This is a genomic window from Brachyspira pulli, assembly GCF_036997785.1.
Taxonomy (GTDB): Bacteria; Spirochaetota; Brachyspiria; order Brachyspirales; family Brachyspiraceae; genus Brachyspira; species Brachyspira pulli.
On record NZ_JAWLQI010000035.1, the window covers coordinates 20826 to 32840 of the forward strand.

Consider the following 12015-nt stretch of genomic DNA (forward strand, 5'->3'; position numbering starts at 1 on the left):
ACAAAAGAAGTGAGAAAAATCCTCCTCGATAATTCATTATCGAAGAACTTATAGGCTTTTTCGAGCATAGCAACAAGAGAAGTGAGAAAAATCCTCCTCGATAATTCATTATCGAGGAGCTTATAGGATTTTTCGAGCATAGCAACAAGAGAAGTGAGAAAAATCCTCCTCGATAATTTAATTATCGAGGAGCTTATAGGATTTTTCGAACATAGCAACAATAAGCGAGCCGAAGCCAGCAAATAAATTTATTTATTTGCTTATTGTAGGCGGAGGCAAGCATAACAATAAAGGAGAAAATATATAATGAAAGTTTTAATAACTGATAAAATAAATGAATGCGTTAAGGATATAATAGCTGATGTTTCTGAAGCTGTATTTCTTCCTACTATGAGCGAAGATGAACTTGTAAAAGTTATTGGAGAGTATGATGCTTTGATGGTAAGAAGCCAGACTAAAGTTACAAGAAAGATTATAGAAGCAGGAAATAATTTAAAGATTATAGGACGTGCCGGAGTAGGAGTTGACAATATAGATGTTGAAGCTGCTACAGAAAAAGGAATTATTGTAGTTAATTCTCCAGACGGAAATACTATAGCTGCTTCAGAGCATACTATTGCATTGATGCTTGCTGTATCAAGAAATATAGTACCAGCAGTAGTTTCTACAAAAGAAGCTAAATGGGATAGAGATAAATTTACTGGTAATGAACTTTTCGGAAAGACTTTAGGAGTTATGGGATTTGGAAGAATTGGAAGAAAAGTTGTACACATTGCTTTGGCTATTGGAATGAAAGTTATCGTATACGATCCATTTGCAACTGAAGATATTGTTCAAAAAACTGGTGCTGTTTATGAAACTTCTTTAGATGAGTTTTTACCAAAATTAGATTATTTATCTTTGCATATACCAAAAACTCCTGAAACAAATAATATAATTAATAAAGATAATTTATCTAAGATGAAAAAATTTGCTATTATTATCAACTGTTCAAGAGGCGGACTTGTTAATGAAGAAGATTTAAAAGAAGCTTTAGAAAATGGTACTATAGCTGCAGCTGCAGTAGACGTTTTTGTTAATGAGCCAAAAATAGAAACTTGTCCTTTAGTTCAATATAAAAATAATAATTTAATACTTACACCTCATTTAGGAGCAAGCACTAAGGAAGCACAAATTAATGTAGCATTGGATGTTGCAAAACAAATTAAGTTAGTATTATCTGGAGGATACACAGAATCAGCTGTTAATATCCCTTCACTTAATCCTGAAAAATTAGAACCAGTTAAAGATTATATGAAAATAGCAGAGAATGCTGGCGAAATGATAATGCAGGTTGCTAATGGTAAAATAAAATCTCTTGAAATAACAGCACAAGGCGATTTAATCAATTTAGATATTCAGCCTCTTGAAGTTGCTATATTAAAAGGTGCATTATCTTATATGTTCCAAGATGTTAACTATGTTAATGCTCCATATCTTGCTAAGCAAAGAGGAATAGAAGTAAAAACTATAAAATCAGAAGCTCCTTCTACTTTTACAGGCATACTTAAAGTAAAATTAACAACAGATAAAGATGTAACAAGTGTTTCTGTTTCATTAATAGCTAAGAATATAGCTAGAATAGTTAAACTTAATGATTATGATGTTATAATCAAACCTCAGCCTCATATATTGGTTGTTCCTCATATAAACCAGCCTGCTATGATAGCAAAAGTTGCAACAGTACTTTCAGGCGACGGAATAAATATTGGTTCAATGAGCGTATCAGAAAATATAAAAGGAAGCAACATGTCTATGATGGCTATAAACGTTGATAGAGTTATAGGAAATGATGTTATAACTAAAATTTCTAATATAGACGGTGTTTCTGACCCTAAATATGTAAGACTTACAGCTGAATATACTTTATAATTAAAGGATAAATAAAAATGAAGTTAGCAGTTTTTGATTTTGATTCTACTTTAATGGACGGTGAAACTTTAGATATCATTGCTAGAGAAACGAATTTTGCAAATGAGATTGCAGAAATTACTGCAAGAGGTATGAGAGGAGAAATAGATTTTTTTGAAAGTCTTCAAAGCAGAGTAGCTTTATTAAAAGGAATAAAATTAGAAATTGTTAATGACATTTGTAATTCGCTTCCTATTATGAATGGTGCTAAAGAAACAATAGAAGAACTTCATAAAAAAGATTATAAATGTGTATGTTTTTCCGGCGGATTTAAAAATGCTACTATTCCTTTTGCTGAAAAATTAAATTTGGATGCAGAGTTCTCAAATATTTTTCATGTTAAAGATAATATTCTTACTGGAAAAGTTGGAGGAGAAATGATGTTTTCTAATAGCAAAGGTAATATGCTTTTAACATTGCAGAAACTTTTGAATGTTGATTATAATGATACATTAGTTGTTGGAGATGGAGCTAATGATTTAAGCATGTTTAAATATGCTAAAAATAAAGTGGCATTTTGTGCTAAAGAAGTTTTGAAAAAAGAAGCAACCATAATAATAAATGAAAAAGATTTAAGACTTATATTAGATAAAATTTAAATTATTTTTTGTTTTATAAAAGTTAAATAAAAAAGAGACTTAAAAATTTATTTAAGCCTCTTTTTTTATTGCCATAAATTATACGATATTATTGACCTCTATCAGCCATTTTTATGAACTCTTGAGGTTCAGATACGTTTTTATATGCTGGTCTTATTATTCTTCTATCATCGAAATTTAATTCTTCTATTCTATGAGCACACCAACCTACAATTCTTGACATAGCAAATAGAGGAGTGTAAATTTCCTGAGGTATTCCAAGCATATCATATATAAATCCAGAATAAAGGTCTACATTAGCACAAACTCTTTTTTTATCGCCTTTTACTTTTATAAAACATTCTACTGCTCTTTGTTCTATTAATTCTAAAAACTCAAGTTCGCATTCTTTTTTCTTTTCTTTAGCAAGCTGACGTGCTAAATCTTTTAATATAACAGCTCTAGGATCTGATAAAGTGTAAACTGCATGTCCCATTCCGTATATTAATCCGCTTTTATCATAGGCTTTTTTATTTAACATCTTTATTAAATAATCATCTATTTCATTGATATTATCCCAATCATCTATAACTTCTTTTAAATGACTGAACATATCACTTACTTTTGCATTAGCTCCTCCATGCAAATCTCCTTTAAGAGAACCAATTCCAGCAGATATACTTGAATATGTATCTGTTCTAGTTGAACTTGTTACACGTACTGTAAATGTGGAATTATTACCGCCTCCATGTTCAGCATGAAGTATAAGAAGTAAGTCAAGCATTCTCGCTTCTAAAGGAGTAAATTCTTGTTTAAGCATGTATAAGAAATTTTCTGCTATGGAATATTTGGTTTTAGGCAATGTAATATTTAAATATTTTTGATTAACACTATATTTATACATATTATATGCATAAGCAATAATAGCAGGAAATCTTGCTATCAATTGTATAGACTGAAGCATTAAATTTTCTAAAGATAAATCTTCAGGATTAGGATCATGAATATACATTTCAAGTACGCTTCTTGAAAGTATATTCATAATATTTTGACCTTCCAAATCTATTATATTCATAATAGTTTTTTTATCCAAATACATATTTTCTGAAATAAGCTCTTTAAAATATGATAATCTTTCTTCATCAGGGAGCTTTCCAGATAATAATAAATAGCATACTTCTTCATATCCGAATCTTTTTGATTCAAGTATATCTTTAGCTATGTCATTTAAATCATAACCTCTGTAATAAAGCTTGCCGTCTATAGGGAAAACATTACCTTCAGCATCTTTTTCATATCCTACAACGTCTCCAACATTTGTAAGTCCTACTAACACTCCGGTACCATCTTCATTTCTAAGTCCCTTTTTTACATTATATTTCTGAAAAAGCTCACTATCTATCTTTATACGTTTACTAGAATGATCGTATAGCTTATAAAGTAAATATTCTTTTCTCATAAATAAACTCCTTTTTAATTGATTTTAGTTTATAAAATATAATGTTTTGTATAATACAAAATTATTAACAATAAATTATAAAATTATATTAGAGAAACTATTTTTTCTCCAAACTCTTTAGTACCAAGAGAAGTACCGTTTTCCATAAAGCTTGCTAAATCTTCAGTAGCATATCCGCTTTCAAATGATTTTTCCAAAGCATTTATTATTAAATCAGCTGCTTCATTTAAATTTAAATATTCCAATGCCATAACAGAAGAAAGTATTAATGAACAAGGATTAGCTTGATTTTTTCCTGCTATATCTGGTGCTGTTCCATGAGTGGCTTCAAAAATAGCATGGCCTGTTTTATAATTAATGTTTCCTCCAGGTGCTATTCCAATTCCGCCTACCATGGCAGCGAGTTGATCTGATATATAATCACCATTTAAATTTAATGTAGCTACTACAGAATAATCTTCAGGTTTTAATAATGTGTTTTGTAAGAATGCATCAGCAATATTATCTTTTATTATTATTTTACCGCTTTCTTTAGCTTCTTTTAATTTTGCTTTTGCTTTATCTTCGCCGAATTCTTTTTTTATTTCTGCATATTCTTCCATAGTGAAAGTTTTATCAGCAAATTCTTTTCTAGCAAGTTCATATCCGTATTTTTTGAATCCGCCTTCTGTGAATTTCATTATATTACCTTTATGAACCAAAGTTACTGAAGGAAGTTTGTTTTCAATAGCATATTCTATTGCAGATGCTATTAATCTTTTAGAACCTTCTTCAGATACAGGCTTAACTCCAAAAGATGAAGTTTCTGGGAATCTTACTTTACTTACTCCCATTTCATTTTTTAGGAAGTTATAAAATTTCTTAGCTTCTTCTGTACCGGTTTTCCATTCTATACCAGCATATATATCTTCAGTATTTTCTCTGAATACTACCATATTAACTTTATTAGGTTCTTTTACAGGTGAAGAAGTACCTTTAAACCATCTTACAGGTCTTAAACAAACATAAAGATCCAAAGTCTGACGAAGTGCTACATTAAGAGAACGCATACCTTCACCGACAGGAGTAGTTAAAGGGCCTTTTATACCTATAAGATATTCTTCAAAAATTTTGATTGTTTCATCAGGTAAAGGAGTACCTAATTCTTTTTGTGCTTTATCTCCGGCAAGTACTTCAATCCATTCAATAGATTTTTCTCCATTATATGCTTTTTTTACTGCCGCATTTACAACCATTTGTGCCACTGGAGTAATTTCTTTTCCAACACCATCACCCTCAATAAATGGTATTGAAATATTATTTGGCACGATTAGTTTACCATTTTTCATTTCAATTTTGCTCATAATAATATCCTAATTGTTATTTTATAAATACTTTCTATACTAAATAGTTTATTAATAATAACTTCAATGTCAAATTATTATTTTAATGTTTAATTATTTCCTAAACTGTTTAATGCACTTCCATTTTTAAACCATTCTATTTGTGCATCATTATAAGTATGTACTGCTTCAAATGTATCTTCACTTCCATCTTCATGAATTACTTTAACAGTAAGATTTTGTTTAGGTTTGAAATTATCAAGTCCTATTATACTTATTTTATCTTTTTCTTGTATTTTGTTATAATCATCTTTATCTTTAAATGTTATGGCAAGCATACCTTGTTTTTTTAGATTTGTTTCATGTATTCTTGCAAAACTTTTAGCTAATACAGCTTTAACATTCAAAAACCTTGGTTCCATTGCCGCATGCTCTCTGCTTGAACCTTCACCGTAATTTTCTTCTGCCACTACTATAGAAGATATATTTTTATTCTTATATTCTTTTGCTGTTTTTGAAACTTCTTCATAACTGTTATTTAATTGATTGAATACACAGTTTGTCTTATCATTAAAGAAATTAACAGCCCCCATTAACATATTGTCTGAAATATTTTCCAAATGTCCTCTGAATTTTAACCAAGGTCCTGCCATAGATATATGGTCAGTTGTACATTTACCTTTTACTTTTATAAGTAGAGGCATATTCTCAAAATCTTTTATATTAAATTTATTGAAAGGTTTTAATAATTGCAAACGTTTTGAATCTTTATCTATTATAATTTCTACTGTACTGTCAGGAGCATTCTGTCTTTTTTTATTTTCTGTGCTAAGTCCATCTTTTGGTAAAGCTATTCCAACAGGTACATCAAGTTTTACTTCTTTTCCTTCTTCATTAATAAGTGTATCTTTAAGAGGATTAAATCTTAAATCACCAGCTATACTTAAAGCCATTACAGTTTCAGGAGAAGCAACGAATGCATGAGTATTAGGGTTACCGTCGGCACGTTTAGCAAAGTTTCTATTGAAAGATGTTACTATAGAATTGGCTCTTGTATTATCAGGTTCTTGTCTGTTCCATTGTCCTATACAAGGTCCGCATGCATTTGTCATTATAACTGCACCGATTTTTTTGAAGTCGTCAATTATACCATCTCTTAAAGCTGCATTATATGAAGCTTCAGAACCTGGATTAATTATTATTTTTGCTTTTACTTTTAATTTCTTTTCTATAACCTGACGTGCAAGAGAAGCAGCCTTACTTAAATCATGATAAGAAGAATTAGTACAAGAACCTATTAATCCAACTTCCATAGCTGTAGGATATTTATTTTCTTCTACTTTTTTAGCAAACTCACTTATAGTGCATGCAGCATCTGGAGTGAATGGTCCGTTTAAGTATGGTTCTAATTCAGACAAATTTATTTCTATTATTTTATCATAATATTTTTCTGGATTATTATATACTTCTTCATCAGCTTTTAAATTATTAATATTTTCATCTGCAAGTTTTGCAATTTCTTCACGTCCTGTAGATATTAAATATTCTTTTATATTATTGTCATAAGGGAATATTGAAGTAGTAGCTCCAACTTCAGCACCCATATTACATATTGATGCTTTACCGGCAGCTGATAGGGTAGATGCACCTTCTCCGAAATATTCTATAATAGAGTTAGTACCGCCTTTAACTGTCAAAATTCCAGCCAATTTTAGTATTACATCTTTTGCACTTGCCCAGCCATTTAGTGAACCAGTCAATTTTACTCCTATTATATTAGGTATTTTTAATTCCCATTCCATACCTGTCATAACATCTACTGCATCAGCACCGCCAACACCTATTGCAAGCATTCCAAGTCCTCCAGCATTAGGTGTATGAGAGTCTGTTCCTATCATCATTCCAGCAGGGAAGGCATAATTTTCTAAAACTATTTGGTGAATGATTCCAGAACCTGCTTCCCAGAAACCTAGTCCGTATTTTTTAGCAACACTCTCTAAAAAATTATAAACTTCTTTATTAACGTTAAGTGCATTTTTTAAATCTTCTTCAGCACCATTGCAGGCTTCTATTAAGTGGTCGCAATGTATTGTTGCCGGTACTGCAGAAGAAGTTTTTCCAGCATTCATAAATTGAAGCAATGCCATTTGTGCTGTAGCGTCTTGCATAGCAACTCTGTCTGGTCTGAAATCTGCATAATCTTCTGATCTTTTAAAATCTTTTATATCATTTTCATTGTATAAATGGGCATATAAAACTTTTTCTGATAATGTTAATGCTCTATTTAATTTTGATTTTATATTATTTACTTTATTGGAATAATTTCTATAAAAATTTCTTATCATATCTATATTATATACTTCCATCTTATAACCTTCCTAAAATAATATTGCTATAGAGTATTACTATATAACAATATTGGTTTTTTATCAATAGTTTTATAAATTTTTTATATTGTATAGGAACTTTTATTAATACTATTCGTCTAATAATTCAAATAAAAACAATTGAGTAAAAAATAGGAGATTAATCAATGAAAACAAAAATATTATTATCTACACTTATTATCACTTTAATATCATCAATGGCTTTTGCACAAACACCACCTCCAGCAGAATCCAGAGGCACACCTAGAGGTTATTATGAAGCTGCACCAAGAGAAAGAGAACCAGTACCTCCAGCACCTAGAGGAAGACATGCAGCAAGAGGCGATATATACAGAATGTGCAGAAATGCCGGAGTATATTTAAGCGATGAGCAAATTGATGAAATGAGTAAAATTGCTTATGAGTATGAATTAAAAATCAATGATTTAGAATATCAAAAAAGAAGTATTGATTATAAGTTTAGAATGGAAAGAGAAAAAATTGATATTGATTTAAACTTAATCAAAGACTTGATAAATCAGAAAAAAGATTTAGAAAAAGAAATAGATTATCTTAGAATAGAAAAAGATGTTACTATATTAGATGTTCTAACAGATGAGCAATTACAGCAATTGAATGCCTATAGAATGAGATATTATTACTATAGATAATTCTAATTATAAAATATAACTATACGAAAAATAAGGGTTAGTAAGGTGTACTTATTAGCCCTTTATTTTTTATAAATATATCAGGATTATCTGTAAATATTCCATCTACACCAATAGAATAAAATTCATTTGCCAATTCTAAAGAATTTACAGTATAAACATAAATTTCATAATTTTCATTTTTTATATTTTCTATTAATTTTTTATTTACTGTCTTATCAAACAAATGTATAGATTGAGGTTTTAATTCATCAGATATTTCTTTCCAATGCTCTGTTTTATCATAAAATAAAATTTCAAATTTAGCATTCTTATCTGCATCTTTTAAAATTCTCAACATATCAAATTCAAAACTTGAATAAAAAATTAAATCTTGAACATTATTGTCTTTTATTAGTTTTACAGTATTTTCAACTATGCTATTCCAGTATTTTTCATTTTTTCCAGATTCGCCTTTGAGTTCTAAGTTAATTTTTGTATTTGTTTTTTTACATAAATCTATTAATTCTTTTAAAGTAGGTATTCTAGTATTTTTAAATTTTTCATTTTTCCAAGAACCAGCATCAATATTTTGTATATCATTATAATCTAAATCGTTTATAATACCATCGAAATTTGTATGATATTTAGTTTCATAATCATGAAATAAAACAAGAGTACCATCTTTCAATATAGTAACATCTGTTTCTATGCATTTTACACCTAATTCTATTGCTTTTTCAAATGATAATAAAGTGTTTTCCGGATATTGAGATGAAAATCCTCTATGTGCTATTACTTTATTTAAATACATTTTTTAATCCAATTAAAATTTATAACATTATAAGAATAATATATATATAAACAACTATATTTTGTCAAAAATAAATTTATATTTTTGTTTTTATATCTGTGGCTTTGCCCCAGCCTCCAGTTCTTTTACGACCGAAGGAAGTGCTGCGACTGAAAGGAGTACCTTTAGGTAAAGTATTGGTATAAAAGAACCAAAAAAACTTCATTTTTAGTACAAATCTAGGTTATACACTACATTTAATACGTATATTTTTAATATAAAGTTCTAGCAATTGCGTTTTTCACGTAGTGTATCCGAAGGATAAAAACTTTTTTGTGCGGCAGAAAAGTTGATAATATTACATAATATGCAGTAGTCGGCAAAATGAAATCGTTTCAGTATATACTATTGTTTTATATTGATTTCAAGATTAATTATTATTTATATAAATATATTTAAATAATGTTTACAAAAATATAAATTGTTTTATTATATTTAAATAAAATTAAATATTTATAGGTTATTTATTATGTTAGAAGAATTTAAAAAATTTATTATGAGAGGAAATATTTTAGATATGGCTGTTGGTATAGTAATAGGTTCGGCCTTTACTAAAATAGCTAACTCTTTTGTAAATGATATATTGATGCCTCCAATTGGTTTGATTTTAAGCGGTATAGATTTTTCTAATATATTTTTAGTGATTAAAAAAGGTGTTGTAAATGCGGGACCTTATCAATCTCTTGCAGCAGCAAAGGAAGCCGGAGCTATTGTTATAAGTTTTGGCGTTTTTGTTAATACTGTAATAAGTTTTTTTATTACTTCTGTGGCTTTATTTTTAATTATAAAAGTTTTTAATAAAATGCAGGAAAAAATTATTAAAAAAGAAAAAGATGATAAAGAGGCTAAAGAAAAGACTTGTCCTTACTGTTTTTCTACAATAAATATTAAAGCATTAAAATGTCCTAACTGTACTTCTGACTTGACAACTACTGATGATAAATCATAAATTTCATTCACAATATGCATATTTTATATAGCAAACTATATTTTTTATAATATCTTATTTAATTATATATTTTCATAATTATGTAAACTATATCTATATTAAAATTATATTTATAATATAGTATTTGTAATTTAATGTTTGATAATAAATTAATTCTTCTTTTGTAAATATAATTTATGTAATGTAAAAGTTTTTTAATTTAATTTTAAATATTTATATTAGTAGTTAAATATTAAAAAAATGTACTATCTATTTACAGATTAGTTTTTTTGTATATACTATATAATATACACTATTAATTAGGAGAAACTAATGGAAAAAAAATTTAAACTCGGTCTAGTTCCAAGACTGATTATTGGAATTTTGCTTGGTATATTTTTTGGACAGCAATTTATACCAGAAGTAATATCTAGATTAATCGTTACTCTTTCTGGAATTTTTAGTTCTTATTTAAGTTTCGTAATACCTTTGATGATTTTAGCTTATGTAACTATGGGTATAGCAGGTTTAAGAGAAGGTTCAGGTTTTTTATTGGCTGTAACATGTGCATTGGCTTATGCTTCAACTCTAATATCAGGTACGGCATCTTTTACAGTAGCTTATAATCTATTCCCTAGCTTTATGAATTCGGAAGATATTCAAAAAATAGCTGAAACTGCAGGAAAGTCTTTAGAGCCTTTTCTCTCTTTGAAATTTCCGCCTATACTTGATACTTTATCGGCAGTTTTATTTGCATTCATATTAGGATTAGGTATTTCTACTTTAAGAGCAAGTGAAAATAAAATGGGAGATTATTTGTATAACTCTTTCGGTGAACTATCTAATATAATAGACAGAACTTTAAGAATTTCAATAATACCATTCCTGCCTCTTTATATTTGCGGTACTTTTGTAAATATGACTAAAAGCGGACAAACATTTGTAATATTAGGAATATTGTGGAAAGTATTCTTAGTTGTAATATTAATGCATTTCATATATTTAGTTATAGTATTCTTTGTTGCAGGAGCTATAGGAAAGAAAAGTCCGATATTTCTTATCAAAAATCAAATACGCGGATATATCACCGCTTTAGGTACTCAGTCATCAGCTGCCACTATACCTGTAAACTTGCAGTGTGCTGAAAAAGACGGAATATCTGAACAAATAAGAAACTTCGTAGTACCTCTTTGTGCTAATATACACATGGCAGGCTCTATGATAACAATTACAGCATGTGCTACTGCTGTATGTTTAATGAATCAAATACCTATTTCTTATACTATAGTACTTCCTTTCATTCTTATACTTGGTATAGCTATGGTTGCCTCTCCAGGTGCTCCGGGCGGTTCCATAATGACAGCTTTGCCTTTCCTCTATATGGTAGGATTAGGTGCTCCAGACAGTCCTTTATGTGCTATAATGGTTGCTCTCTATATAACTCAAGACTCATTTGGTACAGCATGCAATGTTTCTGGAGATAATGCTCTAGGTGTTATAGTTGATGCAATTTACAAGAAAAAAATCGTAAAAACTGAAGCATAAAAATTGTTGGTCATAATTAATATAAGCCGTCTATAAAGTTTTTTTATAGGCGGTTTTTTATTATTAAATTTATTTCAAAATTAAACTAATAAATATTTATAAAAGAATTTTATAAGGTTATGTAGCTTACGATTGACAAAGTTAAAAATTTTTAGTATATACCTAAACAATTATATTTTGTCAATTTTCACCTTTTCATATATGTTTTACTTGTAATATAGATTTATTGATTTTGTATAATAATGAGTAATCAGCCGCACGTATAAAGGACATTCGTTAAGAATAAGCGATACCGTGCGGGTTGCCACTACGGCTAGTAGTTGACAAACTTAAAAATTTTTAGTATATACCTAAACAACTATAT

General features: G+C 28.8%; 9 protein-coding genes. 5 read left to right on the top strand and 4 right to left on the bottom strand.

The annotated features are described in order from the left end of the window. The first annotated feature begins 306 nt into the window (after window positions 1–306). Together serA and serB are read left to right on the top strand one after the other, a co-directional pair. Complete coding sequence (gene serA, locus R4K56_RS08965) at window positions 307–1911, top strand: phosphoglycerate dehydrogenase (RefSeq protein ID WP_335772387.1); 1605 nt, start codon at window positions 307–309, stop codon at window positions 1909–1911. Window positions 1912–1928: 17 nt separating this feature from the next. Further along, window positions 1929–2549, top strand: a complete 621-nt coding sequence (serB, locus tag R4K56_RS08970; RefSeq protein ID WP_335772386.1) for a phosphoserine phosphatase SerB — start codon at window positions 1929–1931, stop codon at window positions 2547–2549. Between the two features lie 88 nt (window positions 2550–2637). Here serB and R4K56_RS08975 read toward each other — a convergent pair whose 3' ends face one another. The 3 genes from R4K56_RS08975 to R4K56_RS08985 all read right to left on the bottom strand — a co-directional run bounded on the left by R4K56_RS08975 (window position 2638) and on the right by R4K56_RS08985 (window position 7675). Next, window positions 2638–3987: a citrate/2-methylcitrate synthase gene (locus R4K56_RS08975; RefSeq protein ID WP_335756878.1), complete on the bottom strand. Its 1350-nt coding sequence runs from the start codon at window positions 3985–3987 to the stop codon at window positions 2638–2640. A gap of 83 nt (window positions 3988–4070) precedes the next feature. Further along, window positions 4071–5330 carry an NADP-dependent isocitrate dehydrogenase gene (icd, locus tag R4K56_RS08980; RefSeq protein ID WP_335772385.1) on the bottom strand — a complete coding sequence of 420 codons (1260 nt, stop codon included), beginning with the start codon at window positions 5328–5330 and terminating at the stop codon, window positions 4071–4073. 89 nt (window positions 5331–5419) lie between these two features. Next, entirely contained in the window at window positions 5420–7675 is a 2256-nt protein-coding gene (locus R4K56_RS08985; RefSeq protein WP_335772384.1) for an aconitate hydratase, read from the bottom strand. Between the two features lie 167 nt (window positions 7676–7842). On the opposite strand from R4K56_RS08985, the gene R4K56_RS08990 reads away from it, so the two are divergent. After that, entirely contained in the window at window positions 7843–8346 is a 504-nt protein-coding gene (locus tag R4K56_RS08990) for a Spy/CpxP family protein refolding chaperone (RefSeq protein ID WP_335772383.1), read from the top strand. A 37-nt stretch (window positions 8347–8383) separates the two neighbouring features. Here R4K56_RS08990 and R4K56_RS08995 read toward each other — a convergent pair whose 3' ends face one another. Beyond that, a complete protein-coding gene (locus tag R4K56_RS08995; protein ID WP_335772382.1) occupies window positions 8384–9139 on the bottom strand; it encodes a glycerophosphodiester phosphodiesterase in 756 nt (251 codons plus the stop codon). 508 nt (window positions 9140–9647) lie between these two features. Here R4K56_RS08995 and mscL point away from each other — a divergent pair. Together mscL and R4K56_RS09005 are read left to right on the top strand one after the other, a co-directional pair. Further along, complete coding sequence (mscL, locus tag R4K56_RS09000) at window positions 9648–10127, top strand: large conductance mechanosensitive channel protein MscL (protein ID WP_297298289.1); 480 nt, start codon at window positions 9648–9650, stop codon at window positions 10125–10127. A gap of 312 nt (window positions 10128–10439) precedes the next feature. Beyond that, window positions 10440–11651 carry a dicarboxylate/amino acid:cation symporter gene (locus R4K56_RS09005; RefSeq protein ID WP_335772381.1) on the top strand — a complete coding sequence of 404 codons (1212 nt, stop codon included), beginning with the start codon at window positions 10440–10442 and terminating at the stop codon, window positions 11649–11651. Window positions 11652–12015: the final 364 nt, after the last annotated feature.